The sequence below is a fragment of the Aquimarina atlantica genome (genome assembly GCF_000626715.1).
GTDB lineage: Bacteria > Bacteroidota > Bacteroidia > Flavobacteriales > Flavobacteriaceae > Aquimarina > Aquimarina atlantica.
Map to the genome: position 1 here is coordinate 123,528 of NZ_AQRA01000007.1, position 24,086 is coordinate 147,613.

General features: G+C 34.7%; 35 protein-coding genes. 34 read left to right on the plus strand and 1 reads right to left on the minus strand.

Going from position 1 to position 24,086, the window contains the following annotated elements:
- From rplB to ATO12_RS16680, 31 genes are all read left to right on the plus strand, one after another.
- Positions 1 to 825 carry a 50S ribosomal protein L2 gene (gene rplB, locus ATO12_RS16535; RefSeq protein WP_025666449.1) on the plus strand — a complete coding sequence of 275 codons (825 nt, stop codon included), beginning with the start codon at positions 1 to 3 and terminating at the stop codon, positions 823 to 825.
- 6 nt (positions 826 to 831) lie between these two features.
- Complete coding sequence (gene rpsS / locus ATO12_RS16540; RefSeq protein ID WP_024770876.1) at positions 832 to 1,110, plus strand: 30S ribosomal protein S19; 279 nt, start codon at positions 832 to 834, stop codon at positions 1,108 to 1,110.
- Between the two features lie 8 nt (positions 1,111 to 1,118).
- Entirely contained in the window at positions 1,119 to 1,526 is a 408-nt protein-coding gene (rplV, locus tag ATO12_RS16545) for a 50S ribosomal protein L22 (RefSeq protein ID WP_034243853.1), read from the plus strand.
- Positions 1,527 to 1,534: 8 nt separating this feature from the next.
- Positions 1,535 to 2,260, plus strand: coding sequence for a 30S ribosomal protein S3 (gene rpsC, locus ATO12_RS16550; protein WP_025666450.1), 726 nt, complete (start codon positions 1,535 to 1,537; stop codon positions 2,258 to 2,260).
- 20 nt (positions 2,261 to 2,280) lie between these two features.
- On the plus strand, positions 2,281 to 2,700 hold the full coding sequence (gene rplP / locus ATO12_RS16555; RefSeq protein ID WP_025666451.1) for a 50S ribosomal protein L16: 420 nt from the start codon (positions 2,281 to 2,283) through the stop codon (positions 2,698 to 2,700).
- Positions 2,701 to 2,712: 12 nt separating this feature from the next.
- The gene (rpmC, locus tag ATO12_RS16560) at positions 2,713 to 2,907 is read left to right on the plus strand and encodes a 50S ribosomal protein L29 (protein WP_025666452.1); all 195 of its coding nucleotides are present in this window, start codon (positions 2,713 to 2,715) and stop codon (positions 2,905 to 2,907) included.
- Positions 2,908 to 2,919: 12 nt separating this feature from the next.
- Positions 2,920 to 3,177 carry a 30S ribosomal protein S17 gene (rpsQ, locus tag ATO12_RS16565; protein WP_034243856.1) on the plus strand — a complete coding sequence of 86 codons (258 nt, stop codon included), beginning with the start codon at positions 2,920 to 2,922 and terminating at the stop codon, positions 3,175 to 3,177.
- A gap of 2 nt (positions 3,178 to 3,179) precedes the next feature.
- Positions 3,180 to 3,548 carry a 50S ribosomal protein L14 gene (gene rplN, locus ATO12_RS16570; protein WP_024770870.1) on the plus strand — a complete coding sequence of 123 codons (369 nt, stop codon included), beginning with the start codon at positions 3,180 to 3,182 and terminating at the stop codon, positions 3,546 to 3,548.
- Between the two features lie 13 nt (positions 3,549 to 3,561).
- Positions 3,562 to 3,873 carry a 50S ribosomal protein L24 gene (gene rplX, locus ATO12_RS16575; RefSeq protein WP_034243863.1) on the plus strand — a complete coding sequence of 104 codons (312 nt, stop codon included), beginning with the start codon at positions 3,562 to 3,564 and terminating at the stop codon, positions 3,871 to 3,873.
- Between the two features lie 2 nt (positions 3,874 to 3,875).
- The gene (rplE, locus tag ATO12_RS16580; RefSeq protein ID WP_025666455.1) at positions 3,876 to 4,427 is read left to right on the plus strand and encodes a 50S ribosomal protein L5; all 552 of its coding nucleotides are present in this window, start codon (positions 3,876 to 3,878) and stop codon (positions 4,425 to 4,427) included.
- Between the two features lie 2 nt (positions 4,428 to 4,429).
- Positions 4,430 to 4,699: a 30S ribosomal protein S14 gene (gene rpsN / locus ATO12_RS16585; protein WP_025666456.1), complete on the plus strand. Its 270-nt coding sequence runs from the start codon at positions 4,430 to 4,432 to the stop codon at positions 4,697 to 4,699.
- Positions 4,700 to 4,769: 70 nt separating this feature from the next.
- On the plus strand, positions 4,770 to 5,168 hold the full coding sequence (gene rpsH / locus ATO12_RS16590) for a 30S ribosomal protein S8 (RefSeq protein WP_034243864.1): 399 nt from the start codon (positions 4,770 to 4,772) through the stop codon (positions 5,166 to 5,168).
- A 20-nt stretch (positions 5,169 to 5,188) separates the two neighbouring features.
- Positions 5,189 to 5,731, plus strand: coding sequence for a 50S ribosomal protein L6 (rplF, locus tag ATO12_RS16595; RefSeq protein WP_034243865.1), 543 nt, complete (start codon positions 5,189 to 5,191; stop codon positions 5,729 to 5,731).
- Between the two features lie 11 nt (positions 5,732 to 5,742).
- Positions 5,743 to 6,099 carry a 50S ribosomal protein L18 gene (gene rplR / locus ATO12_RS16600; RefSeq protein WP_034243866.1) on the plus strand — a complete coding sequence of 119 codons (357 nt, stop codon included), beginning with the start codon at positions 5,743 to 5,745 and terminating at the stop codon, positions 6,097 to 6,099.
- 6 nt (positions 6,100 to 6,105) lie between these two features.
- Positions 6,106 to 6,630: a 30S ribosomal protein S5 gene (gene rpsE / locus ATO12_RS16605; RefSeq protein ID WP_034243868.1), complete on the plus strand. Its 525-nt coding sequence runs from the start codon at positions 6,106 to 6,108 to the stop codon at positions 6,628 to 6,630.
- Positions 6,631 to 6,641: 11 nt separating this feature from the next.
- Entirely contained in the window at positions 6,642 to 6,821 is a 180-nt protein-coding gene (gene rpmD, locus ATO12_RS16610) for a 50S ribosomal protein L30 (RefSeq protein ID WP_024770862.1), read from the plus strand.
- A gap of 9 nt (positions 6,822 to 6,830) precedes the next feature.
- Complete coding sequence (gene rplO, locus ATO12_RS16615) at positions 6,831 to 7,283, plus strand: 50S ribosomal protein L15 (protein ID WP_025666461.1); 453 nt, start codon at positions 6,831 to 6,833, stop codon at positions 7,281 to 7,283.
- A 10-nt stretch (positions 7,284 to 7,293) separates the two neighbouring features.
- On the plus strand, positions 7,294 to 8,631 hold the full coding sequence (gene secY, locus ATO12_RS16620) for a preprotein translocase subunit SecY (RefSeq protein WP_025666462.1): 1,338 nt from the start codon (positions 7,294 to 7,296) through the stop codon (positions 8,629 to 8,631).
- Complete coding sequence (gene infA / locus ATO12_RS16625; protein WP_008613577.1) at positions 8,631 to 8,846, plus strand: translation initiation factor IF-1; 216 nt, start codon at positions 8,631 to 8,633, stop codon at positions 8,844 to 8,846. The genes secY and infA overlap by 1 nt, the downstream gene beginning before the upstream one ends.
- Positions 8,847 to 8,963: 117 nt before the next feature.
- On the plus strand, positions 8,964 to 9,080 hold the full coding sequence (gene ykgO, locus ATO12_RS25370; RefSeq protein ID WP_013621733.1) for a type B 50S ribosomal protein L36: 117 nt from the start codon (positions 8,964 to 8,966) through the stop codon (positions 9,078 to 9,080).
- Between the two features lie 2 nt (positions 9,081 to 9,082).
- Positions 9,083 to 9,457: a 30S ribosomal protein S13 gene (gene rpsM, locus ATO12_RS16630; protein WP_025666463.1), complete on the plus strand. Its 375-nt coding sequence runs from the start codon at positions 9,083 to 9,085 to the stop codon at positions 9,455 to 9,457.
- Positions 9,458 to 9,465: 8 nt separating this feature from the next.
- Positions 9,466 to 9,849 (plus strand): 30S ribosomal protein S11, encoded by a 384-nt coding sequence (rpsK, locus tag ATO12_RS16635; protein ID WP_025666464.1) that lies wholly within the window; start codon positions 9,466 to 9,468, stop codon positions 9,847 to 9,849.
- 133 nt (positions 9,850 to 9,982) lie between these two features.
- Positions 9,983 to 10,588 carry a 30S ribosomal protein S4 gene (gene rpsD / locus ATO12_RS16640; RefSeq protein WP_025666465.1) on the plus strand — a complete coding sequence of 202 codons (606 nt, stop codon included), beginning with the start codon at positions 9,983 to 9,985 and terminating at the stop codon, positions 10,586 to 10,588.
- Positions 10,589 to 10,611: 23 nt separating this feature from the next.
- The gene (locus ATO12_RS16645; protein WP_024770856.1) at positions 10,612 to 11,604 is read left to right on the plus strand and encodes a DNA-directed RNA polymerase subunit alpha; all 993 of its coding nucleotides are present in this window, start codon (positions 10,612 to 10,614) and stop codon (positions 11,602 to 11,604) included.
- Positions 11,605 to 11,667: 63 nt separating this feature from the next.
- Entirely contained in the window at positions 11,668 to 12,147 is a 480-nt protein-coding gene (rplQ, locus tag ATO12_RS16650) for a 50S ribosomal protein L17 (protein WP_034243872.1), read from the plus strand.
- 208 nt (positions 12,148 to 12,355) lie between these two features.
- A complete protein-coding gene (gene carA / locus ATO12_RS16655) occupies positions 12,356 to 13,471 on the plus strand; it encodes a glutamine-hydrolyzing carbamoyl-phosphate synthase small subunit (RefSeq protein ID WP_034243878.1) in 1,116 nt (371 codons plus the stop codon).
- A gap of 187 nt (positions 13,472 to 13,658) precedes the next feature.
- Positions 13,659 to 14,948 carry a phosphopyruvate hydratase gene (gene eno / locus ATO12_RS16660; protein WP_034243880.1) on the plus strand — a complete coding sequence of 430 codons (1,290 nt, stop codon included), beginning with the start codon at positions 13,659 to 13,661 and terminating at the stop codon, positions 14,946 to 14,948.
- 175 nt (positions 14,949 to 15,123) lie between these two features.
- A complete protein-coding gene (locus ATO12_RS16665) occupies positions 15,124 to 16,410 on the plus strand; it encodes a citrate synthase (protein WP_034243882.1) in 1,287 nt (428 codons plus the stop codon).
- Between the two features lie 189 nt (positions 16,411 to 16,599).
- Positions 16,600 to 17,562, plus strand: a complete 963-nt coding sequence (locus ATO12_RS16670; RefSeq protein WP_034243884.1) for an arginase — start codon at positions 16,600 to 16,602, stop codon at positions 17,560 to 17,562.
- A gap of 36 nt (positions 17,563 to 17,598) precedes the next feature.
- Positions 17,599 to 18,507 (plus strand): citrulline utilization hydrolase CtlX, encoded by a 909-nt coding sequence (gene ctlX, locus ATO12_RS16675; protein WP_034243886.1) that lies wholly within the window; start codon positions 17,599 to 17,601, stop codon positions 18,505 to 18,507.
- Between the two features lie 68 nt (positions 18,508 to 18,575).
- On the plus strand, positions 18,576 to 18,986 hold the full coding sequence (locus tag ATO12_RS16680; RefSeq protein WP_024770849.1) for an RrF2 family transcriptional regulator: 411 nt from the start codon (positions 18,576 to 18,578) through the stop codon (positions 18,984 to 18,986).
- Between the two features lie 15 nt (positions 18,987 to 19,001).
- Here ATO12_RS16680 and ATO12_RS16685 read toward each other — a convergent pair whose 3' ends face one another.
- Positions 19,002 to 19,646 carry a chromophore lyase CpcT/CpeT gene (locus ATO12_RS16685; RefSeq protein WP_034243889.1) on the minus strand — a complete coding sequence of 215 codons (645 nt, stop codon included), beginning with the start codon at positions 19,644 to 19,646 and terminating at the stop codon, positions 19,002 to 19,004.
- A 344-nt stretch (positions 19,647 to 19,990) separates the two neighbouring features.
- On the opposite strand from ATO12_RS16685, the gene argS reads away from it, so the two are divergent.
- The 3 genes from argS to ffh all read left to right on the plus strand — a co-directional run bounded on the left by argS (position 19,991) and on the right by ffh (position 24,076).
- Positions 19,991 to 21,769 carry an arginine--tRNA ligase gene (gene argS / locus ATO12_RS16690; RefSeq protein WP_034243891.1) on the plus strand — a complete coding sequence of 593 codons (1,779 nt, stop codon included), beginning with the start codon at positions 19,991 to 19,993 and terminating at the stop codon, positions 21,767 to 21,769.
- A gap of 149 nt (positions 21,770 to 21,918) precedes the next feature.
- Positions 21,919 to 22,386: a GNAT family N-acetyltransferase gene (locus tag ATO12_RS16695; protein WP_081802097.1), complete on the plus strand. Its 468-nt coding sequence runs from the start codon at positions 21,919 to 21,921 to the stop codon at positions 22,384 to 22,386.
- Positions 22,387 to 22,747: 361 nt separating this feature from the next.
- Positions 22,748 to 24,076 carry a signal recognition particle protein gene (gene ffh, locus ATO12_RS16700; protein ID WP_034244472.1) on the plus strand — a complete coding sequence of 443 codons (1,329 nt, stop codon included), beginning with the start codon at positions 22,748 to 22,750 and terminating at the stop codon, positions 24,074 to 24,076.
- The last annotated feature ends 10 nt before the right edge of the window (positions 24,077 to 24,086 follow it).

Sequence of the window (24,086 nt, forward strand, 5' to 3'; positions counted from 1 at the left end):
ATGTCAGTAAGAAAATTAAAGCCAATTACCCCAGGTCAGCGTTTTAGAGTAGTAAATGGATTTGACGCCATCACTACTGATAAGCCGGAAAAAAGCCTATTGGCTCCGAAAAAAAGATCTGGAGGTAGAAACAGTCAAGGAAAAATGACTATGCGCTACAAAGGTGGTGGTCATAAAAGAAGGTATCGTATCATTGATTTTAAACGTGATAAGCAAGGAATTCCTGCTACCGTTGCGACAATAGAGTACGATCCAAACAGAACTGCATTTATAGCGTTGCTAAATTACCAAGATGGTGAGAAGCGCTATGTTATCGCTCAAAATGGTTTACAGGTAGGTCAGAATGTCGTTTCTGGTAGCAATGTTGCTCCAGAGATCGGTAATGCTATGCCGCTTAGTGATATACCATTAGGTACAATCATTTCTTGTATAGAATTACGTCCGGGTCAAGGTGCTGTTATGGCACGTAGTGCTGGATCATTTGCTCAGCTTATGGCTAGAGATGGTAAGTTTGCTACAGTAAAATTACCTTCTGGTGAAGTGAGAATGATACTAGTTAACTGTATGGCTACTATAGGTGCTATATCTAATAGTGATCATCAATTGATCGTAGGAGGTAAAGCTGGTAGAACAAGATGGTTAGGTCGTCGTCCTCGTACAAGACCAGTAGCGATGAACCCTGTTGATCACCCAATGGGTGGTGGAGAAGGACGCTCTTCTGGAGGTCACCCACGTTCTAGAAAAGGTCTTCCTGCAAAAGGATTTAGAACCCGTTCTAAGACGAAAGCGAGTAATAAGTATATTGTAGAACGTAGAAAGAAATAATAAGATATGGCACGTTCATTAAAAAAAGGACCTTACGTTCACTATAAGTTAGAGAAAAAAGTAGCTGCAAATGTAGAAGCTAATAAAAAGTCTGTTATTAAGACTTGGTCTAGAGCATCTATGATTACTCCTGACTTTGTAGGGCAAACAATTGCAGTTCATAATGGTCGCCAGTTTGTACCGGTATATATTACCGAGAATATGGTAGGTCATAAATTAGGAGAATTTTCGCCAACACGTTCTTTTAGAGGACACGCTGGTGCTAAAAATAAAGGTAAAAAATAATTTAAGTCATGGGAGTTCGTAAAAGAGAAATGGCAGAAAGAATTAAGGAAGAGAAAAAGCAAATCGCTTTTGCTAAGCTTAATAACTGCCCTACGTCACCTCGTAAGATGCGTTTAGTAGCAGATTTAGTTCGTGGTGTAAAAGTTGAAAAGGCGCTTCATATTCTTAGATTTAACCCTAAAGAAGCATCACGTCGTTTAGAAAAGTTATTGCTTTCGGCAATAGCAAACTGGCAGGCGAAAAATGAAGACGCTAGCATCGAAGATGCAGATCTTTTTATTAAAGAGATTCGTGTAGATGGAGGAAGTATGTTAAAAAGACTTCGTCCTGCTCCACAGGGTCGTGCACACAGAATAAGAAAACGCTCTAATCACGTAACAATAGTGGTTGCAGCAAACAATAATACACAAAGCTAATATAAACTATGGGACAGAAGACAAATCCAATCGGAAATCGCCTTGGTATTATCAGAGGATGGGAATCTAACTGGTATGGAGGTAATGACTACGGTGATAAACTTGCCGAAGACGATAAGATTAGAAAGTATGTACACGCACGTTTATCAAAAGCTAGTGTATCTAGAGTAATTATTGAGCGTACGCTTAAACTTGTAACCGTTACTATCACTACTGCCAGACCTGGTATTATTATCGGAAAAGGTGGTCAAGAGGTAGACAAGTTAAAAGAAGAGCTTAAGAAAATTACTGAAAAGGAAGTTCAGATCAATATTTTTGAAATTAAAAGACCAGAACTTGATGCATTTTTGGTAGGATCGAGTGTTGCAAGACAGATCGAAAGCCGTATCTCATACCGTCGTGCTATTAAAATGGCTATCGCGGCAGCAATGAGAATGAATGCAGAGGGTATCAAAATCCAGATTTCAGGACGTTTGAACGGGGCAGAAATGGCACGTACAGAGTCTTATAAAGAAGGTCGTATTCCTTTATCAACATTTAGAGCTGACATAGATTATGCTTTGGTAGAATCACACACTACTTATGGTAGATTGGGTGTTAAAGTATGGATTATGAAAGGCGAAGTATATGGTAAAAGAGAGCTTTCTCCTTTGGTTGGTTTATCCAAAAAACAAGGAAAAGGTGACAGAGGTGGACGAAGTGGAGGTAATAACAAATCACGTCGTAGAAAGTAATTTTTTAAAGTAAATTAACAATGTTACAGCCTAAAAGAACAAAATTCCGTAAGCAACAAAAAGGACGTATGAAAGGTCTTTCTCAAAGAGGACATACACTTTCTAACGGTACTTTCGGAATCAAATCATTAGATTCAAGTTTTGTTACTGCTAGACAAATAGAAGCAGCTCGTATTTCTGCTACTCGTTATATGAAAAGAGAAGGTTCTCTGTGGATTAAAATTTTCCCAGACAAACCTATAACTAAGAAACCTCTTGAAGTACGTATGGGTAAAGGAAAAGGTGCTGTTGAGTATTGGGCAGCAGTAGTAAAACCAGGAAGAATATTATTTGAAATAAGTGGAGTGCCTTATGACGTAGCTAAAGAAGCTTTACGTTTGGCAGCTCAGAAACTTCCTGTAAAAACTAAGTTTATAGTAGCTAGAGATTATCAAGCTTAATATTTGAGGATTATGAAACAATCAGAAGTAAAAGAATTATCTACAGCTGAATTACAAGAGGAACTTGGTAAATCTCAAAAAGCGTATTCAGATTTAAGAATGGCTCACGCTATGTCTCCATTAGAAAATCCTTTACAATTACGTAAAGTAAGAAGATCTATTGCGAGAATGGCTACAGAGCTAACAAAAAGAGAATTAAACGGTTAATTCTGCTGAAAGATGGAAAAAAGAAATTTAAGAAAAGAGCGTATAGGAGTTGTTACTAGTAACAAAATGCAGAAATCTATTGTGGTTTCTGAAGTTAAAAAGGTAAAACATCCTATGTACGGAAAATTCGTGTTAAAAACGAAAAAATACGTTGCACACGACGAGAAAAACGACTGCAATATTGGTGATACTGTAAAGATCATGGAAACAAGACCTATGAGTAAAACCAAATGCTGGAGATTAGTAGAAGTAATTGAAAGAGCGAAGTAATTATGGTACAACAAGAGTCTAGATTAAAAGTAGCCGATAACACAGGTGGAAAAGAAGTTTTAGTCATTCGTGTTTTAGGTGGTACAAAAAGAAGATACGCCTCTGTAGGAGACAAAATAGTTGTCAGTGTAAAAGAAGCAACTCCAAATGGAAACATTAAAAAAGGAGCAGTTTCAACTGCAGTTGTAGTTCGTACCAAAAAAGAAGTGCGTAGACCAGACGGTTCTTATATCCGTTTTGATGATAACGCATGTGTTTTGTTAACTCCAACAGGAGAGATGAGAGGAACACGTGTTTTTGGTCCGGTAGCAAGAGAACTTCGTGATAAGCAATTCATGAAGATTGTTTCACTAGCGCCAGAAGTGCTTTAAAACATTTGTGAAGATGACAAAGCTAAAAATAAAGTCAGGAGATACAGTACGAGTTATTGCTGGAGACAACAAAGGTCAAGAAGGAACCGTACAGAAAGTATTGAAGGATAAGAACAAGGCGATTGTAGAAGGTGTGAACTTAGTGTCAAAACACCAGAAGCCTAGTGCTACAAACCCACAAGGAGGTATTGTAAAGCAAGAAGCACCTATTCATATTTCTAACTTATCATTGTTAACCGCTAAAGGTGAAACAACAAGAGTTGGGTATAGAATAGAAGGAGATAAGAAAGTGAGATTTTCTAAAAAATCTAATGAAGTAATATAGTTATGGCTTATATCCCAAGATTAAAACAAGAGTACAAAGACAGAGTAGTGTCAGCTCTTACAGAAGAATTCAGCTATGATAATGTAATGCAAGTACCAAAACTTAAAAAAATAGTTTTAAGTAGAGGTGTTGGCGCAGCAGTAGCTGATAAAAAGTTAATCGACTATGCAGTAGACGAATTAACAAATATAACAGGTCAGAAAGCTATAGCAACGATTTCTAAAAAGGATGTTGCTTCTTTCAAATTACGTAAAGGAATGCCAATTGGTGCAAAAGTTACGTTAAGAGGAGAAAGAATGTATGAATTTTTAGATCGTCTTATTACTTCAGCTTTACCACGTGTTAGAGATTTTAACGGAATTAAAGCTACAGGTTTTGATGGTAGAGGTAATTACTCATTAGGTGTTCTTGAGCAGATTATTTTCCCTGAGATTGATATCGATAAAGTAAATAAGATTTCAGGAATGAACATTACTTTCGAAACTTCGGCAAAAACCGATAAAGAAGCAAAATCATTGTTAACCGAACTAGGATTACCTTTTAAAAAGAATTAATTATGGCTAAAGAATCAATGAAAGCCCGTGAGGTGAAGAGAGCAAAAACTGTAGCAAAGTATGCTGAAAAACGTAAAGCTTTGAAAGAAGCTGGAGATTATGAAGCATTACAGAAGTTGCCTAAAAATGCTTCGCCAATTCGTAAGCATAATCGTTGCAAGTTAACAGGAAGACCAAAAGGGTATATGCGTCAGTTTGGAATTTCTCGTGTAACGTTCAGAGAGATGGCGAACAAAGGATTAATTCCGGGAGTAACAAAAGCTAGTTGGTAATAACAAAGTAAATTAATTGGTTTAAGGTTCGATTAAAAATATTGAAAACCAAAACCATAAATAATAAACAATGAATACAGATCCTATAGCAGATTATTTAACCAGAATTCGTAATGCAAATAGTGCTCAACACAGAGTAGTTGAGATTCCTGCATCGAAGGTTAAAAAAGAGATCACTAAGATATTATTCGATCAAGGATATATTTTAAGTTATAAATTTGAAGATAATACAACACAAGGTACTATTAAAATAGCACTTAAATACGATAAAATAACTAAAGAACCAGTTATTAAAGAATTACAAAGAATCAGTAAGCCTGGGTTACGTAAGTATGCAGGGTCTAATGATATCCCAAGAATTCTTAACGGATTAGGTATTGCAATAGTTTCTACTTCTCATGGTGTAATGACCGGTAAACGTGCAAAGCAAGAGAATGTAGGTGGTGAGGTACTTTGCTACGTATATTAACAGTATAAAAGACAAAAGAAATGTCAAGAATAGGAAAAAATCCAGTAACTATTCCGTCTGGTGTCACTGTTGAAGTGACAGGTAATGTTGTTACTGTTAAAGGAAAATTAGGAGAGCTTTCTCAGGAAATCGATAGTGTCGATGTAAAAGTCGAAGAAGGTCAGGTAGTTCTAGAAAGACCTAGCGAAGCCAAAGATCATAAAGCAAAGCATGGTTTATATCGTTCTTTGATTAACAATATGGTAGTAGGTGTTTCTGAAGGGTTTACTAAAGAGTTAGAATTAGTAGGAGTTGGTTATAGAGCTTCTAATCAAGGTCAGAAATTAGATTTGGCTTTGGGATTCTCTCATAATATAGTTTTAGACGTAGCACCAGAAGTTAAAGTCGAAACTATTTCAGAAAAAGGTAAGAACCCTATCGTAAAATTAACTTCTCATGATAAGCAATTGGTGGGTCAGATAGCAGCTAAAATTAGAGGCTTCCGTAAACCAGAACCTTATAAAGGGAAGGGGATCAAATTCGTAGGAGAACAATTAAGAAGAAAAGCAGGTAAATCTGCATAATAACTAACGTTATGGCATTCTCAAAAGATTCAAGAAGATTAAAGATAAGAAAGCGTATCCGCGGTAATGTAAGCGGTACAGAACAACGTCCTAGATTATCTGTTTTTAGAAGTAATAAAGAAATCTATGCTCAGGTCATAGATGATGTAACTGGTAAAACAATCAGTGCTGCTTCTTCAAGAGATAAAGACATTGCTTCAGCAAAAGGAACTAAGATTGAAAAAGCAAACTTGGTAGGAAAAGCACTTGCTGAAAAAGCTAAGAAAGCTGGTGTAGAAACCGTATCCTTTGATAGAGGAGGGTATTTGTATCACGGTAGAGTAAAATCATTAGCAGACGGTGCTAGAGAAGCAGGACTTAAATTCTAAGAAAATATGTATCAAAAATATAAAAACGCAGAATTAGTAAAACCAAGCGGGCTTGAACTTAAAGATCGTTTAGTTGGTGTGCAACGTGTAACTAAGGTAACTAAAGGTGGTAGAGCATTTGGTTTCTCGGCAATAGTTGTTGTAGGTGACGAAAATGGTGTTGTAGGTCACGGTTTAGGTAAGTCTAAAGAGGTAGCAGAAGCTATCGCTAAGGCAGTAGAAGATGCAAAAAAGAATTTGGTTCGCATTCCATTACATAAAGGTACATTACCTCACGAACAAAAAGGTAAGTATGGTGGTGCAAGAGTTTTACTCTTACCTGCTGCTACAGGTACCGGGGTAATAGCTGGTGGAGCAATTCGTGCAGTATTAGAATCTGTAGGGGTACATGATGTACTTTCTAAAAACCAAGGATCGTCTAACCCACACAATGTGGTGAAAGCAACGTTTGATGCTTTGTTACAATTGCGTAGTGCGCAACAAGTAGCAGCTCAACGTGGAGTTTCACTAGAAAAAGTGTTTAAAGGATAAATTCAGGAACGATGGCAAAGATTAAAATTACTAAAGTAAAAAGTGCGATTAACCGTACTCAGAGACAGAAGAGAACCCTAGAGGCTCTAGGTCTTAAAAAGATCGGCCAGGTTGTGGAGCATGAAGATACTCCTAATATCCTTGGGATGGTAAATAAAGTTAAACATTTAGTTTCAATAGAAACAAAATAATAAAAGCACATGGATTTAAGTAACTTAAAACCTGCTGCAGGTTCGGTAAAAAATAATAGCAAGCGAGTAGGTCGTGGACAAGGTTCTGGAAAGGGAGGAACTGCTACTCGTGGACATAAAGGAGCAAAATCACGTTCTGGATATTCTAAAAAGATAGGATTTGAAGGTGGGCAAATGCCACTTCAAAGACGTGTGCCAAAATTTGGTTTTAAAAACATCAACAGAAAAGAGTATCAAGGGATTAATTTAGACACACTACAAAAATTAGTAGATGATGGTAAAATTAAAGATACTGTTGATCTGGATGTGATTTTAACTACACGTTTGGCGGGGAAAAATGATTTGGTTAAAATATTGGGAAGAGGTGAACTGAAAGCAAAATTAAAAGTTTCAGCTCACAAATTTACAGCCACTGCAAAAGCTGCTATAGAAGCAGCAGGTGGTGAAGCAGTAACCTTATAATAGACAATTCATGAAATTTATTGACACAATAAAAAACATTTGGAAAATCGAAGAACTAAAGAATAGAATCTTAGTTACGCTAGGATTACTTTTAGTATATCGATTTGGGGCGCAAATAGTACTTCCGGGAATAGATGCTTCAGAATTAGCAAACCTGGGAACACAAACTCAAGATGGTTTGTTGGGATTACTTAACGCGTTTACAGGAGGAGCTTTTGCTAACGCTTCAGTATTTGCATTAGGTATTATGCCATATATATCAGCCTCAATTGTAGTGCAGTTAATGGGAATAGCTATTCCTTATTTACAAAAACTACAAAAAGAAGGAGAAAGTGGTAGGAAAAAGATTAACCAAATTACACGTTGGTTAACTATTGCTATTACTTTGGTTCAAGGACCCGGATATATATACAACCTGTTTGCAACACTTCCGGCAGAAGCTTTTGTGATTCCTAATCAAACAGTTTTTGTTGTGTCTTCTGTAATCATTATATCTACTGGTTGTATTTTTGCCATGTGGTTAGGTGAAAAAATTACAGATAAAGGTATAGGTAATGGTATCTCTCTTTTAATTATGGTTGGTATTATTGCTACGCTGCCACAATCATTTGTGCAAAACTTTGCATCAAGAACTTCTGGAGATGGAGGAGGAATGATTATGGTATTGATAGAACTGGTTATCTGGTTTGTAATTATATTAGCATCAGTATTGTTGGTGATGGCGGTACGTCAAATACCTGTTCAATATGCTAGAAGAACAGCTGGAGGAGGATACGAGAAGAATGTTTTTGGATCTCGTCAGTATATACCTTTAAAATTAAACGCTTCAGGGGTAATGCCTATCATTTTTGCTCAGGCAATTATGTTTGTGCCTGCCGCTGTAGCTGGTTTGTCAGATTCAGAAACCTCTCAAGGTATTGCTGCAGCATTTAGCGATATTTTTGGGTTTTGGTATAATGTTTTGTTTGCAGTATTGATTATCATATTTACATATTTTTACACAGCTATCACGGTGCCAACAAATAAAATGGCAGATGATTTGAAACGTAGTGGTGGTTTTATTCCTGGTATTCGCCCAGGAAGTGAAACATCAGAGTATTTAGATAAGATCATGTCTCAAATCACATTGCCAGGATCAATATTCTTGGCGCTAATTGCAGTATTTCCTGCGATAGCAGTTAAATTGTTGAATGTACAACAAGGTTGGGCATTGTTTTTCGGAGGAACATCTCTACTAATTATGGTAGGTGTAGCTATCGATACAATGCAACAGGTTAATTCATACTTGTTAAATAGACATTACGATGGATTAATGAAAACTGGTAAAAACCGTAAAGCAGTAGCATAATGGCAAAACAACCGGCAATAGAACAAGACGGAAGTATCATCGAAGCATTATCAAATGCAATGTTTCGTGTAGAACTAGAAAATGGTCACGTAGTGACAGCTCATATATCTGGTAAGATGCGTATGCATTACATCAAATTATTACCAGGAGATAAGGTAAAGTTAGAAATGAGTCCTTATGATTTAACTAAGGCTCGTATAACATATAGATACTAAATAATTAAAGAATATTGTAAATTAAGATTTTTTGTGTAATTTTGCAGGCCGAAAAATCTTGTTACTGATATCTTCCAAAAGATAAATTTGTATGTTTTGGAAACTAAAAACAAAGAGATGAAAGTTAGAGCATCAATAAAAAAGAGAAGTGCCGAGTGCAAGATTGTGCGTAGAAAAGGCCGACTTTACGTAATTAATAAAAAGAATCCTAGATTTAAACAAAGACAAGGGTAATTATGGCAAGAATTGCAGGGGTAGATATACCTAAACAAAAGCGAGGAGTTATAGCATTAACCTATATCTTCGGAATTGGTAGAAGTAGAGCTAAAGAAATTTTAGAAACTGCCAAAGTAGATGAAAGTGTAAAAGTTTCAGATTGGGATGATGACCAAATTGGTCGTATCCGTGAAGCTGTTGGAGCCTATACCATTGAAGGAGAATTACGTTCTGAGGTACAGTTAAACATCAAACGTCTTATGGATATTGGATGTTATAGAGGTATCCGTCATAGAGCTGGTTTACCACTTAGAGGGCAACGCACTAAGAACAATTCTAGAACACGTAAAGGAAGAAGAAAAACAGTTGCTAATAAGAAAAAAGCAACTAAATAATAAGTAGTATGGCAAAGTCAACTTCAAAAAAACGTAAAGTAATTGTTGAATCTGTAGGAGAAGCACACGTAACAGCTTCTTTTAACAACATAATTATTTCGTTAACAAATAAAAAGGGAGACGTTATTTCTTGGTCTTCTGCTGGTAAAATGGGTTTTAGAGGTTCTAAAAAGAACACTCCTTATGCTGCTCAGTTAGCTGCAGAAGATGCTTCTAAAGTAGCTATCGAAGCTGGACTTAAGAAGGTGAAAGTATATGTTAAAGGTCCTGGTAATGGTAGAGAATCTGCAATACGTTCTCTTCATAATTCTGGTATTGAAGTTTCAGAAATTATTGATGTTACTCCAATGCCGCACAACGGATGTCGTCCTCCTAAAAGACGTAGAGTATAAATTTTATCCCGAATTTTAACTTCGGGATCTTTTTGTATATAAATAACAATAAGTAAATCTAAATTAGGAATATTGATTATCGAAGGACAGAGACCTTAATTCATAATCACCCTAAGTAACTAAATTATTAATAATGGCAAGATATACTGGTCCAAAAACTAAAATCGCTCGTAAATTTGGCGAAGCGATCTTCGGAGACGATAAGTCATTCGAAAAAAGAAATTACCCACCGGGACAACACGGAAATAACAGACGTAGAGGAAAGAAAAGTGAGTATGCTATTCAGTTAATGGAAAAGCAAAAAGCAAAATATACGTATGGAGTATTAGAGCGTCAGTTCCGTAACATGTTCGAAAAAGCAACACGTGCTCAAGGAATTACTGGTGAGGTATTACTTCAACTTTGTGAGTCTCGTTTGGATAATGTAGTATTCAGAATGGGATTAGCAAATTCTCGTAGAGGAGCAAGACAATTAGTTTCTCACAGACACATAACTGTTAACGGACAACAAGTTAACATCCCTTCATATCAATTAAAAGCAGGAGATGTTGTTGGAGTAAGAGAAAAATCAAAATCATTAGAAGTAATTCAAAACTCATTAGCTAATAATAGTAAAGTATATGAGTGGATTACGTTTAATAATGATACTAAAGAAGGTACTTTTGTATCTGTTCCGGCAAGAATTCAAATTCCGGAAAACATTAACGAACAATTCATCGTCGAATTATACTCTAAGTAATAACTCTAAGAAGAAACAATAACATGGCAATATTAAATTTTCAGAAGCCCGATAAAGTTATCATGATCGACTCTACTGAGTTCGATGGTAAATTTGAATTTAGACCATTAGAACCAGGGTATGGATTAACAGTTGGTAACGCTTTACGAAGAGTTTTGCTATCTTCTTTAGAGGGATTCGCTATAACTTCTCTTAGAATAGAAGGTGTAGATCATGAGTTCTCTACGATCTCTGGAGTAGTAGAAGATGTTACCGAGATTATCTTAAATCTTAAGCAAGTACGTTTTAAACGTCAAATAGAAGATATAGATAATGAATCTGTAACAATTTCTATCTCGGGTCAAGAGCAATTAACTGCTGGTGATTTTCAGAAATTTATTTCTGGATTCCAGGTGTTAAATCCTGATCTTGTAATCTGTAATATGGATAAAAAAGTAGCACTTAACCTAGAAATTACTATCGAAAAAGGTAGAGGTTATGTTCCTGCTGAAGAAAATAAGAAAGCTAACGCTCCTATTGGGACCATCTTTACAGATTCTATTTACACTCCAATCAAAAATGTTAAGTATAGCATTGAGAACTATCGTGTAGAGCAAAAAACAGATTACGAAAAATTAGTTTTCGAAATTGTAACAGACGGATCTATTCATCCAAAAGATGCATTAACCGAAGCAGCTAAAATATTAATCCATCACTTCATGCTATTCTCTGATGAGCGTATTACATTAGAAGCTGATGAAATTGCACAAACAGAAACTTATGATGAAGAATCACTTCACATGAGACAGTTGTTAAAAACTAAATTGATCGATATGGATCTTTCTGTACGTGCACTTAACTGTTTAAAAGCTGCAGAGGTGGATACTTTAGGAGATTTGGTATCTTACAATAAAAACGACTTAATGAAGTTCCGTAACTTTGGTAAGAAATCTTTAACAGAACTTGAAGAATTAGTGAATGTTAAAGGACTTAACTTCGGTATGGATCTTTCAAAATACAAATTAGATAAAGACTAACTCATCATAATTTGCTCTCTGCACGAGGCGGATTGAGCAAGATGATGATTAAATTAAAATGTCATGAGACACGGAAAAAAAGTAAATCACTTAGGAAGAAAAACAGCACATCGTAAAGCAATGCTTGCTAATATGGCTTGTTCCCTAATTGAGCACAAAAGAATCAATACTACAGTTGCAAAAGCAAAAGCGCTTAAGCAGTTTGTAGAGCCATTAGTGACAAAATCTAAAGAGGATACTACACATAATCGTCGTATCGTTTTCAGTAGATTGCGTAATAAATATGCAGTAACAGAATTATTTAGAGATATTGCTGCTAAAGTAGGAGATAGACCAGGTGGATATACAAGAATTATAAAACTTGGTAATCGTCTTGGAGATAATGCAGATATGGCTATGATCGAATTAGTAGATTACAATGAGCTATATAATGCTGGTAAGCCTGCTAAGAAGAAAGCTAGAAGAAGAGGTGGTAAAGGGAAAAAGGCCACAGCCGCTCCTGTAGCACCAGCGACAGAAAATACTAGCTCTGAAGAAGAATAAATGAAAAATGCGAATCGCACATAATATTAAAGGATAAACGTTCGTCGTTTATCCTTTTTTTTTGAATAATTCTAAAAAAGGTTGATTTCTGTTAAAGCAGAAATTTTATAGTCAAATAAAGTTGAAAATGACAGAATAGGCATAATAACTAATCAAAATGAATACTGTGCCAATTTTGTCAGACCATTAAAAATAATAGATATAACAAATGAAATATCAATCTCGAAAAAAAGCAATTCTTTTATTAGCAGATGGTACAATTTTTCATGGCAAAGCTGTGGGAAGAGAAGGTAGCGCTTTTGGCGAAGTGTGTTTTAATACTGGTATGACAGGCTACCAGGAAATTTTTACAGATCCCTCGTATTATGGGCAGTTAATGGTAGCTACCAATGCGCATATTGGTAATTACGGAACCAATGAAAACGAAATAGAATCAGACTCTATTAAAATTGCAGGTTTGATTGTTAAAAATTTTAGTTACGAATATTCTCGGGATAAGGCCGATAGTTCTTTGCAAGAATTTTTAGAAAAACATAATCTATTAGCAATTTCTGATGTAGATACAAGAGCATTAGTGAGTTATATTAGAGATAATGGGGCAATGAATGCTGTGATCTCTACAGAGGTTGATGATGTAGATAAACTAAAAAAAGAATTAGCTGCAGTTCCTGATATGAATGGTTTAGAGCTAGCTTCAAAAGTTTCTACTACAAAACCTTATTTTGTAGGTGACCCTAATGCTACTTATAAAATTTCAGCTTTAGATATAGGAATAAAGAAAAATATACTACGTAACCTAACAAGCCGGGATGCATATGTAAAAGTATTCCCGTATAATGCTACATTCGAAGAAATGAGTGGATGGGAACCAGATGGATATTTCCTTTCTAATGGCCCTGGTGATCCAGAACCGTTAACTCAGGCGATTGCGACAGCAAAAGAAATTCTTGAAAAAGATTTACCACTATTTGGTATCTGTTTAGGGCATCAGGTGATAGCATTAGCTAATGGGATAAGCACCTATAAAATGCATAATGGGCATAGAGGAATAAATCATCCGGTTAAAAATCTGATTACAGGCAAAGGAGAAATCACTTCTCAGAATCATGGTTTCGCAATACATAGAGAAGAAACAGAAAAACATCCTGATGTAGAAATAACTCATGTGCACCTTAATGATGATACAGTTGCAGGAATCAAAATGAAAAATAAGAACTGTTTTTCTGTACAATACCATCCAGAGGCTAGCCCGGGACCTAATGATTCAATCTACTTGTTTGATCAATTTATCGAGAATATTAAAAAAACAAAAATCACAGCATAATATAACAGTAGCTTAAGTAGCTTTTGGTTCTTTTTGATATAAACTTTAATCTATAACGTTATAGTTGATAACTTGATCGTTATATCATGGATTCTGTGGTAAATTATGGTTTTTTTGAAGGGGCTAAAGTATACCGGTTTTGTATATTGCGAAGAATTAAAATTATCCAACAAAATAAATTAAAAACATGAGTGTAATTATTAATATTCACGCTAGACAAATCTTAGATTCACGTGGTAATCCAACTGTAGAAGTAGACGTGATTACCGAAAACGGTGTTTTAGGAAGAGCTGCTGTTCCTTCTGGAGCATCTACTGGAGAACACGAAGCTGTAGAACTACGAGATGGTGGAGCAGCTTATATGGGTAAAGGAGTTCTTAAGGCTGTCGAAAATGTAAATACAATAATTGCTGAAGAGTTATTAGGATATTCTGTGTTTGATCAAAATTTATTAGATCAGACTATGATCCAGTTAGATGGTACTTCTAACAAATCAAAACTTGGAGCTAATGCGATATTAGGGGTTTCGTTAGCAGCAGCAAAAGCAGCAGCAAACGAACTTAATATGCCATTATATCGATACGTAGGTGGAGTAAGCGCTAATACACTACCAGTACCGATGATGAATATTATTAATGGAGGTTCGCATAGTGATGCTCCAATAGCATTTCAGGAGTTTATGGTTATGCCGGTAAAAGCCAAAAATTTTACACATGCCATGCAAATGGGAACTGAGATCTTTCATAATCTTAAAAAAGTATTACATGATCGGGGTCTGAGTACTGCTGTTGGTGATGAAGGAGGATTTGCTCCAGCATTAGATGGGACAGAAGATGCTTTAGATTCAATTGCTCTTGCGGTAGAGAAAGCAGGATACAAATTTGGCGATGAAATAATGGTTGCACTAGATTGTGCAGCAGCAGAATTTTTTGTTGATGGTAAATATGACTATACAAAATTTGAAGGCGATAAAGGAGTAATACGAACAAGTGAAGAACAAGCAGATTATCTTGCAGAACTAGCTTCAAAATATCCAATTATTTCTATAGAAGATGGTATGGATGAGAACGATTGGGAAGGATGGAAATATCTTACAGATAAGGTCGGAGATAAAGTTCAATTGGTTGGTGATGATTTGTTTGTTACTAATGTAGAACGACTTTCAAAAGGAATTGAAAATGGTATTGCCAATTCAATACTAATTAAAGTTAATCAAATAGGAACTCTTACCGAGACTATTGCAGCTGTAAATATGGCACATAATGCAGGATATACCTCTGTTATGTCGCACCGTTCTGGTGAAACAGAAGATAATACTATTGCAGATCTGGCTGTTGCTTTAAATACAGGGCAAATCAAAACAGGATCAGCCTCTCGTAGTGATAGAATGGCAAAATATAATCAATTACTTCGTATTGAAGAAGAGTTGGGAAGTATTGCTTATTTCCCAAAAGAAAATGCGTTTAAGGTAAAGTAAAAGAAATTATAAATAGAGTATAAAGCGACTATCTAATTAGATAGTCGCTTTGTTTTTTATATAATTTTGAAAATGAGTTGTAAGGGTAAAAATGATCTTACGATTAATACTATGTTAACACTATATTTCGTAATTTAGCGATCCTACAATAACAGCAAAATTCTAAAATAATCAAATGTCAAAAATAGCAACGTTAGAAATCGACGGTAATAAATATGAGTTTCCGATAATAGAAGGAACAGAGAACGAATTAGGAATTGATATTAAAACACTAAGAGGGGTAACCGGAGGAATTACAACCATCGATCCCGGGTATAAAAATACCGGAAGTTGTGAGAGTGGTATTACATTTCTTGATGGAGAAAAAGGAATTTTAAGATACCGAGGATATTCTATAGAAGAGTTGGCAGAAAAGGCAGATTTTTTAGAAGTCGCTTATTTATTAATTTTTGGAGAATTACCAACAAAATCAGAGCTGGAAAAATTCGATAGAGATATAAAAGAAGAATCTCATGTTGATGAAGATATGAAGAAAATCCTTGATGGATTTCCTAAAAGCGCACATCCAATGGGAGTACTGTCTTCTTTAACCAATGCATTAATTGCTTTTAATCCAGGATCGGTAGATGTTGACTCAGAAGAAGAAATGTATAATGCTATTGTAAAGATACTAGCAAAATTCCCTGTACTTGCAGCTTGGACAATGAGAAAAAGAAAAAGTCTTCCGCTGGATTACGGAGATAACTCTTTGGGATATGTAGAGAATTTACATAAGATGATGTTTGCAAGGCCTAATAAGAGCTATGAGCCTAATAAACTTGTGTATGATGCATTGGATAAATTATTGATACTTCATGCAGATCATGAACAAAACTGTTCTACTTCTACTGTTAGAATTGTAGGATCTTCTCATGCAGGATTGTTTGCATCATTATCAGCAGGAATATCTGCATTATGGGGTCCACTTCACGGAGGAGCAAATCAGGCAGTTATAGAAATGCTTGAGGCAATTAAAGCAGATGGAGGAGATACCGCTAAGTATATTGCTAAAGCCAAAGATAAAAGTGATCCTTTCCGTTTAATGGGATTTGGTCATAGAGTATATAAAAACTTTGATCCAAGAGCTAAGATTATCAAAAAATCTGCAGAAGAAGTATTAGGAGATTTAGGAATTGAAGATCCGGTTCTGGATATTGCTAAAGGATTAGCTAAAGTAGCTCTTGAAGATGAATACTTTGTGCAAAGAAAATTATACCCTAATGTAGATTTTTACTCGGGGATTATTTATAGAGCTTTAGGTATACCTACAGAGATGTTTACCGTGATGTTTGCTTTAGGAAGATTGCCAGGATGGATCGCTCAATGGAAAGAAATGAGACTTCGTAAAGAACCAATAGGAAGACCAAGACAAATATATATTGGTGAAAATAGTAGATCATTCGTAGAACTAGAAAATAGATAAAATTTAGATATTTTTAAATATAAAGGCCTTACAGTAGTAAGGCTTTTTATTTTATCTTTATGCCGCTCTTAAGAGAGATAGATTATTTAAATTAGTTACGAATTCATAACGAGTTCAATAAATAGATTGGATAAAGATGTTTTAATTGTAATACATTTCTGAAAACAATTAAAAACAGTAGTATAAGTAATGAAAGAAATTAAATTAGTTAAAAATAGATCAGATATTGGTGCGGGAACAAGAGGTTCTGATCTGGGGATTGATGCAATAGAAATTGCAGCTATTAATAAAAATGATGATTATTTTAATCTGTATCCCTATGAAAATGTAGAAACAGAAAATGAAACGATATACAATAAAGTAAATAATTCATTTGCCAAACGAATAGGGAGTGTGCTTAATGTTTGTACCCGATTAAGTAATAGTGTATCCAGAAACCTAAAAGAAGATATATATCCAATTGTATTATCAGGAGATCATTCATCAGCCTTGGGGACAATTAGTGGGATAAAGGCAGCTTATCCAACCAAAACATTAGGGGTGGTATGGATAGATGCTCATGCCGATGTGCACTCACCATATACATCACCTTCTGGGAATATTCATGGAATGCCCTTGGCAGCAGCACTTTCTGATGATAATTTGAGTTTTAAGATCAATGAAGTGTCAGAAGAGACAGTTGATTTGTGGGACAAGATGAAAAACATTGGTATCGAAGGGCAAAAGATAGAGCACCAAAATATCGTATATTTTGGTGTGAGAGATACAGAAGAACCAGAAGAAGGAGTAATTGCAGAAAATGGGATTAAAAACTATATGGTAGAAGAAATGCGCTACCGTGGTTTTGAACAATGCTTGGAAGAAGCAATTCAAAGATTAGAATCCTGTGATATGATATATATATCCTTTGATGTGGATAGCATGGATTGTGATTTGATTTCTAAAGGAACAGGAACACCTGTTTCTAGAGGATTTGATATTGATGAAGCGATTCGTATTATTCAAGCATTTGTGAAAACAAAGAAAACTGTTTGTTTCGAAGTAGTAGAGGTTAACCCTACACTAGATGATAAAGGAAATAAAATGGCAGAAGCTGCTTTTGATGTGTTAAAAGCAACAACAGCAACGATTACAGAAAAAATGATAAGCTAAATTTATTTGGAAAAACAAATAACCAATACAATAGTAATGATTCGTCCGGTTCAATTTAGGATGAATGAGCAAACGGCTGTAAATAATTACTACCAGGAAACTGCTGGTGTAGATATAGAAACAGCTAATAGTAAAGCGCAGCAAGAGTTTAATCAATTTGTAAAAGTATTAAGAGAAGCCGGGGTAAACGTAATTGTAATTGACGATGATCCTCAAAATGATACTCCCGACTCTATTTTTCCTAATAATTGGGTGTCATTTCATGAAAATGGAGATGTAGGGTTATATCCTATGTTTGCAGTAAATAGGAGAAAAGAACGTAGACCCGAAATTTTGGACCAAATAGAAGCATCCGGCTTTGAGATAAATAACATTATAGATTATACCGGTGCCGAAGATGAAGAATTATTTCTCGAAGGCACGGGGAGCCTGGTGTTAGATAGGGTAAATAGAAAAGCATATTGCGCATTATCTCCTCGAGCAGATGAAGATTTGCTTATAGAATTTTGCGAAGATTTTGAATATACACCTGTTATCTTTACAGCGTATCAAACCGTTAATAAAAAACGATTACCAATATATCATACCAATGTAATGATGGGGATAGGAGAAACATTTGCAGTTGTATGTCTGGAGTCTATAGATGATAAAAAAGAACGCAAAAACCTTGTTAATCATCTAAAAAATGATGGCAAAGAGGTGATTGCAATTACTGAAAATCAAGTAAACAACTTTGCAGGTAATATGCTTCAAGTTGTTGGTTTGGGAGATAAGCGTTATATTGTCATGTCATCTGCAGCGTTTAAGAGTCTAACTAAAGATCAAATTACCAGGATAGAAAAGCATTGTGCAATTCTTCATAGTGATCTTAATACAATCGAAACATTAGGAGGAGGGAGTGCACGTTGTATGATGGCAGAAGTTTTTCTTCCGAAAAGTTTGTAGTTCTATAAGCTGTTGTTAAAACTTCAAACTTAACTAGTAACTATAAATTACAAGAAATCAGTTAAAGTATGCTTTCGAAAAAAACTAAATATGGCTTAAAGGCACTTACTTATATTGCAAAAAAGAGATGTGATGATCCTGTGTTAATTTCAGAGATTGCATCTAATGAGAATATTTCTCAAAAGTTTTTAGAGAGCATTCTGTTAACACTAAGAAAAACAGGTTTTTTAGGATCTAAAAAAGGAAAAGGAGGAGGGTATTATTTGATTAAAGAGCCAGAAAATATCACAATGGCATCTGTGATTAGAGTTTTAGAAGGGCCTATTGCTATGGTGCCTTGCGTGAGTCTTAATTTTTATGAAAAATGTGACGATTGCCCCGACGAAGATAAATGTGCGGTACATAGTGTTATGATTGAAGTGAGAGATAGTACATTAAAAGTTCTGGAAAATAAAACATTAGCAGATTTTGTTAAGTAATTACAAAATAAATTATTAATTACCCGTTCTTTTATATTTATAAGGCCCTTTGATTTTACCCCATACCTGTTTCCCGCTGTTATTATATCCTTTGGTCCATATAGATATCTTATCTTTACTAACCACATAAGTGCTCATAATATAGTCGATATAATCAATATTATTGTTACAAGAACCTTTGCCTGTTTTACCAGAATATATAGTCGAAGTTTTTTTCTTAAAATATACTTGACATCCGGTTTTTATTTCCAGGCTATCCAAAGTTAATCTATCAAAGAGTTTGGTTGAAGGTCTACCAGTGAATTCAGCAATGTTTAGATCAGTACTATGATCATTTATACTAATGATTTTATAACTTGTGCTTTTGATAGTCGAAGAGTCTAATCGCTCATAGTTTAATATCGTCTGATTATATACATGATGATCTCCTTTTGCGTCTGATACTTCAGAATATACCCAATACCCAGGTTTATCTTTCCAAATTCTAATATTAATTAAGTTAAGATGAGCAAAACTAGAATCATTTTCAGCTTGTTCTTTATTAGAAAATTCACCAATTAATAAAACTACCAAATTGTGTAATTCAACATCTTTTACAGAATTAGAATTGCAGGATGAAAATAATGTTGATAGAAAAATAATTAGTAAAAGTTGCCTCATATAGTTGTTTTAATAAATATAGAAAAAATACGAAAAAAAATGCAATTTATCGATAAAACTTAGCGTTTTATCCTAGTAAAATTGATTTAGCTATGCAATTTTGTAGATCGAAATCCCAAATACAAAGCAATAAGTAGCTATAGTTGATATCATAAATAATCAGTCTACTTACGTTGATACAAAAGGAAAAACGATTTTGCAATTTGTTTTCTAATTTAACTCAGGGGATTTTTGTGCGAGTTATTAACTAGTATTTTTTTATGTACAATATAATGAAATGATGTGAAAACACGTAGTGTCGCTGTGTAATTTCTATTATCTTTGCAGCCTAATTTTTTAAGAAGATGAGTTTACAACAAACCATTTCAGAAAAAGTAAAAGAGGCAATACAACAGTTGTATAGTGCTGATCTGGAATCTGTAGAATTACAAGCTACTCGAAAAGAGTTTGAAGGAGATGTTACTGTTGTAGTGTTTCCGATGCTTCGTGTGGTTAAAGGAAACCCTGTGCAATTAGGAGAAGCTATAGGTAAATATTTAGTAGAACATGTAAAAGAAATTGATGCCTATAATGTGGTTAAAGGATTTCTAAACCTAGTAATTTCGGATTCATATTACCTTAATTTTTTTGCAGAAATCAAGAATATTGAAAATTATGGTTTTGTAGCTCCTTCAGAAAAAGATAAGGCGATTATGGTAGAGTATTCCTCACCTAATACAAATAAGCCTCTGCATTTAGGACATATTAGAAATAATCTTTTAGGATATGCCGTAGCAGAAATTATCAAAGCTAGCGGTAAAAGAGTATATAAAACTCAAATTATTAATGATAGAGGGATACATATTTGTAAATCTATGTTAGCCTGGCAGAAATATGGAGATGGAAAAACACCAGAATCTACTGGGTTAAAAGGAGATAAATTAGTTGGAAACTATTATGTGAAATTTGATCAAGTCTATAAAGATCAAATTGCAGAGTTAATTGCTGCTGGTAAAACAGAAGAGGACGCAAAAAAAGAAGCTCCGATCTTAGTAGAAGCCCAGGAAATGCTTCGTAAATGGGAAGCAGGAGATGAAGAAGTGGTAAAACTTTGGAAAACGATGAATGGTTGGGTATATGATGGTTTTGATCAGACCTATAAGGCTTTGGGAGTAGATTTTGACAGTTACTATTATGAAAGTAATACATATCTTCTCGGTAAGGATAATATCGAAGAAGGATTGGCTACAGGTGTATTTTTCAAAAAAGAAGACGGGTCAGTATGGTGCGATCTAACAGATGAAGGTCTTGATGAAAAAATAGTATTGCGTAGCGATGGTACAGCAGTATATATGACCCAGGATATAGGAACAGCAATACAACGTGTTAAAGATAACCCTGATATAGGAGGAATGATATATACCGTAGGGAATGAGCAAGATTATCATTTTAAGGTATTGTTTTTAATTTTGAAAAAATTAGGGTATGATTGGGCGCAATATTTGCATCATCTAAGTTATGGTATGGTTGATTTACCTAGCGGTAAAATGAAAAGTAGAGAAGGAACGGTAGTAGATGCCGATGATTTAATTGTTCAAATGGCATCAACTGCAGGCGAAATTTCTAAAGACCTGGGCAAGCTAGATGGTTATACAGAAGATGAAAAAGCAGAAATTTACCGTACTATAGGCCTTGGAGCATTAAAGTATTTTATTTTGAAAGTAGATCCCAAAAAACGTATTCTTTTTAATCCAGAAGAATCGGTAGATTTTCAAGGAAATACAGGGCCGTTTATACAATATACTTATGCGCGTATTCAAGCAATTCTGCGAAAAGCAGATTTTGATTATGATACCCCGATAGTCGATATAGTGTTACATGAAAAGGAGAAAGAACTTATTAAACAATTAGAACTTTATCCAGAAATTATTCAGAACGCAGCGAATGAGCTTAGTCCAGCTATAATTAGTAATTATACGTATGACCTGGTAAAGAGCTATAATTCGTTTTTTCAAAATGTATCTATATTCGGAGCAGATACAGATCAGGAAAAAATATTTAGAGTTCAAATTTCTAGCCTTGTAGGTAAAACTATTAAATCTGGATTTAAACTTTTAGGGATTAACGTTCCCGAAAGAATGTGATTTTAGGCATAGGGTAAAACCTTTAGGATCGATATTTTTTTGCTTTAAAAGGAGAAGAATATCGATTTTTTATTCCTTTTGTCTAAAGTATGAGATAAAAATCAATAGTAAATACTATATTAAATCATCTGTTTTTTTATTTTAGTAAGATGAAGTGCCAAATATCAAGAGCAACCGACCAGGATTTACCGTTGATGCAACATTTGTTTTATCAAACGGTTATTACGTATGGCTCAATGGTATTTACAAAATCAGAAATTAAAATTTATTCTCGATTGGCTATAAACAAAGCATACTGGCAAAATAAATTTAGTAAAGACTTTGTTTATAATGCTAAGCTAAATGGCGAAATTGTAGGCTCCTTTTCTATGGACACAAAAGGAAATATTGAGTATATATTTGTTCATATGAATTATCATGGGAGAGGCATTGCTAGTGAATTATATCGTACAATCGAAGAGATAGCAAAAAAAACAAATATAAAAACATTAACTACCCAGGTTAATATGCTAACCCGTTCGTTTTTTGAGAAAAATGGCTTCGAAATTATTAAAAATGCTTCAAAAGTTGTTGGGGGAGAGGAAGTAATAAGTTATAGCGGCGTAAAACATCTCTAAAAACTAATATCTAAAACCAGATTATATGTAAATTCTCGTTCTATTTTTTAGAACGTGTAATCGATGGCACATATTTTTGTTTTAATTGAATTTTAGAAAATAGATTCATGATTTAAGTAGTTTTAAAAATATATAGTGGTCTTACCAGATATGTAGATGATTTTTAGTTTTTTAAAGTAAAATAATGTGTAAAATGGTATACTGATCTTGTTTTTGGTGAAACAAAACTACATGTGATACTATATTGTTTGATTGTGATTCTGTAATTCTATAATTCCATCCTTTATTTATACACTTCAAATCCTTAAATTTGCACCGATCTATCGATGAAGGTAGTGGTTTTCAAAATACGAGAAAATATATGTTTGATAATTTAAGTGATAAGCTAGATAAAGCTTTACATATTCTAAAAGGTCATGGGCAGATAACAGAAGTAAATGTTGCAGAGACACTTAAGGAGGTGCGAAGAGCATTAGTTGATGCCGATGTAAATTATAAAATTGCTAAAGAATTTACTTCAACAGTAAAAGAAAAAGCATTAGGTCAAAATGTTTTAAAAAGCCTTAAACCAGGGCAGTTGATGGTAAAACTTGTCAAGGATGAATTAACAGAATTGATGGGAGGTGATGCTGTAGAGGTTGATTTGTCGGGTAAACCGTCTGTTATTTTGATGTCGGGATTACAAGGTTCTGGTAAAACTACTTTTTCGGGAAAACTTGCTAATTTTCTTGCTACTAAAAAAACTAAAAAACCACTTCTTGTTGCTTGTGATGTATATAGACCTGCGGCGATAGATCAATTACACGTAGTTGGAGAGCAAATTAATGTAGAGGTTTTTAGTGATAGAGGTAATAATGATCCGGTGGCTATTGCCAAAGCTGGTGTAGCACATGCAAAAGCAAATGGGTTTAATGTAGTTATTATTGATACCGCAGGACGTTTGGCTGTAGACGAAGTGATGATGACAGAGATCGCAAATATCCATAAAGCGATTACTCCTGATGAGACCTTATTTGTTGTCGATTCTATGACAGGGCAGGATGCAGTTAATACTGCAAAAGCTTTTAATGATGTCCTTAACTTTGATGGGGTAATCCTAACCAAGCTTGATGGTGATACCCGAGGTGGAGCAGCAATATCTATAAAGTCTGTTGTCGATAAACCTATCAAATTTATTGGTACCGGGGAGAAAATGGAAGCTATCGATGTGTTCTATCCTTCTCGTATGGCAGATCGTATTTTGGGGATGGGAGATGTGGTATCCCTGGTAGAGCGTGCTCAAGAACAGTTTGATGAAGAAGAAGCAAGAAAACTACAAAAGAAAATTGCCAAAAATCAGTTTGGATTTGATGATTTCTTAAAACAAATTCAACAGATTAAGAAAATGGGTAATATGAAGGATTTGATCGGAATGATCCCAGGAGCGGGGAAAATGATGAAAAATATGGATATCGATGATGATGCGTTTAGGCATATTGAAGCGATTATACATTCTATGACTCCAGAAGAACGATCAAAACCACAAATTATAAATTCTAGTAGAAAGAAACGTATTGGTAAAGGTTCGGGAACATCGATACAACAAGTAAATCAATTGTTAAAGCAATTTGATCAGATGAGTAAGATGATGAAGATGATGCAAGGTGGCGGTGGAAAGCGAATGATGCAGATGATGGGTAAAATGAAATAATTATAATTTT

Coding starts and splice junctions, on each gene's coding strand:
- rplB (WP_025666449.1), top strand. CDS start 1: ATGTCAGTAAGAAAATTAAAGCCAATTACCCCAGGTCAGCGTTTTAGA.
- rpsS (WP_024770876.1), top strand. CDS start 832: ATGGCACGTTCATTAAAAAAAGGACCTTACGTTCACTATAAGTTAGAG.
- rplV (WP_034243853.1), top strand. CDS start 1,119: ATGGGAGTTCGTAAAAGAGAAATGGCAGAAAGAATTAAGGAAGAGAAA.
- rpsC (WP_025666450.1), top strand. CDS start 1,535: ATGGGACAGAAGACAAATCCAATCGGAAATCGCCTTGGTATTATCAGA.
- rplP (WP_025666451.1), top strand. CDS start 2,281: ATGTTACAGCCTAAAAGAACAAAATTCCGTAAGCAACAAAAAGGACGT.
- rpmC (WP_025666452.1), top strand. CDS start 2,713: ATGAAACAATCAGAAGTAAAAGAATTATCTACAGCTGAATTACAAGAG.
- rpsQ (WP_034243856.1), top strand. CDS start 2,920: ATGGAAAAAAGAAATTTAAGAAAAGAGCGTATAGGAGTTGTTACTAGT.
- rplN (WP_024770870.1), top strand. CDS start 3,180: ATGGTACAACAAGAGTCTAGATTAAAAGTAGCCGATAACACAGGTGGA.
- rplX (WP_034243863.1), top strand. CDS start 3,562: ATGACAAAGCTAAAAATAAAGTCAGGAGATACAGTACGAGTTATTGCT.
- rplE (WP_025666455.1), top strand. CDS start 3,876: ATGGCTTATATCCCAAGATTAAAACAAGAGTACAAAGACAGAGTAGTG.
- rpsN (WP_025666456.1), top strand. CDS start 4,430: ATGGCTAAAGAATCAATGAAAGCCCGTGAGGTGAAGAGAGCAAAAACT.
- rpsH (WP_034243864.1), top strand. CDS start 4,770: ATGAATACAGATCCTATAGCAGATTATTTAACCAGAATTCGTAATGCA.
- rplF (WP_034243865.1), top strand. CDS start 5,189: ATGTCAAGAATAGGAAAAAATCCAGTAACTATTCCGTCTGGTGTCACT.
- rplR (WP_034243866.1), top strand. CDS start 5,743: ATGGCATTCTCAAAAGATTCAAGAAGATTAAAGATAAGAAAGCGTATC.
- rpsE (WP_034243868.1), top strand. CDS start 6,106: ATGTATCAAAAATATAAAAACGCAGAATTAGTAAAACCAAGCGGGCTT.
- rpmD (WP_024770862.1), top strand. CDS start 6,642: ATGGCAAAGATTAAAATTACTAAAGTAAAAAGTGCGATTAACCGTACT.
- rplO (WP_025666461.1), top strand. CDS start 6,831: ATGGATTTAAGTAACTTAAAACCTGCTGCAGGTTCGGTAAAAAATAAT.
- secY (WP_025666462.1), top strand. CDS start 7,294: ATGAAATTTATTGACACAATAAAAAACATTTGGAAAATCGAAGAACTA.
- infA (WP_008613577.1), top strand. CDS start 8,631: ATGGCAAAACAACCGGCAATAGAACAAGACGGAAGTATCATCGAAGCA.
- ykgO (WP_013621733.1), top strand. CDS start 8,964: ATGAAAGTTAGAGCATCAATAAAAAAGAGAAGTGCCGAGTGCAAGATT.
- rpsM (WP_025666463.1), top strand. CDS start 9,083: ATGGCAAGAATTGCAGGGGTAGATATACCTAAACAAAAGCGAGGAGTT.
- rpsK (WP_025666464.1), top strand. CDS start 9,466: ATGGCAAAGTCAACTTCAAAAAAACGTAAAGTAATTGTTGAATCTGTA.
- rpsD (WP_025666465.1), top strand. CDS start 9,983: ATGGCAAGATATACTGGTCCAAAAACTAAAATCGCTCGTAAATTTGGC.
- ATO12_RS16645 (WP_024770856.1), top strand. CDS start 10,612: ATGGCAATATTAAATTTTCAGAAGCCCGATAAAGTTATCATGATCGAC.
- rplQ (WP_034243872.1), top strand. CDS start 11,668: ATGAGACACGGAAAAAAAGTAAATCACTTAGGAAGAAAAACAGCACAT.
- carA (WP_034243878.1), top strand. CDS start 12,356: ATGAAATATCAATCTCGAAAAAAAGCAATTCTTTTATTAGCAGATGGT.
- eno (WP_034243880.1), top strand. CDS start 13,659: ATGAGTGTAATTATTAATATTCACGCTAGACAAATCTTAGATTCACGT.
- ATO12_RS16665 (WP_034243882.1), top strand. CDS start 15,124: ATGTCAAAAATAGCAACGTTAGAAATCGACGGTAATAAATATGAGTTT.
- ATO12_RS16670 (WP_034243884.1), top strand. CDS start 16,600: ATGAAAGAAATTAAATTAGTTAAAAATAGATCAGATATTGGTGCGGGA.
- ctlX (WP_034243886.1), top strand. CDS start 17,599: ATGATTCGTCCGGTTCAATTTAGGATGAATGAGCAAACGGCTGTAAAT.
- ATO12_RS16680 (WP_024770849.1), top strand. CDS start 18,576: ATGCTTTCGAAAAAAACTAAATATGGCTTAAAGGCACTTACTTATATT.
- ATO12_RS16685 (WP_034243889.1), bottom strand. CDS start 19,646: ATGAGGCAACTTTTACTAATTATTTTTCTATCAACATTATTTTCATCC.
- argS (WP_034243891.1), top strand. CDS start 19,991: ATGAGTTTACAACAAACCATTTCAGAAAAAGTAAAAGAGGCAATACAA.
- ATO12_RS16695 (WP_081802097.1), top strand. CDS start 21,919: ATGAAGTGCCAAATATCAAGAGCAACCGACCAGGATTTACCGTTGATG.
- ffh (WP_034244472.1), top strand. CDS start 22,748: ATGTTTGATAATTTAAGTGATAAGCTAGATAAAGCTTTACATATTCTA.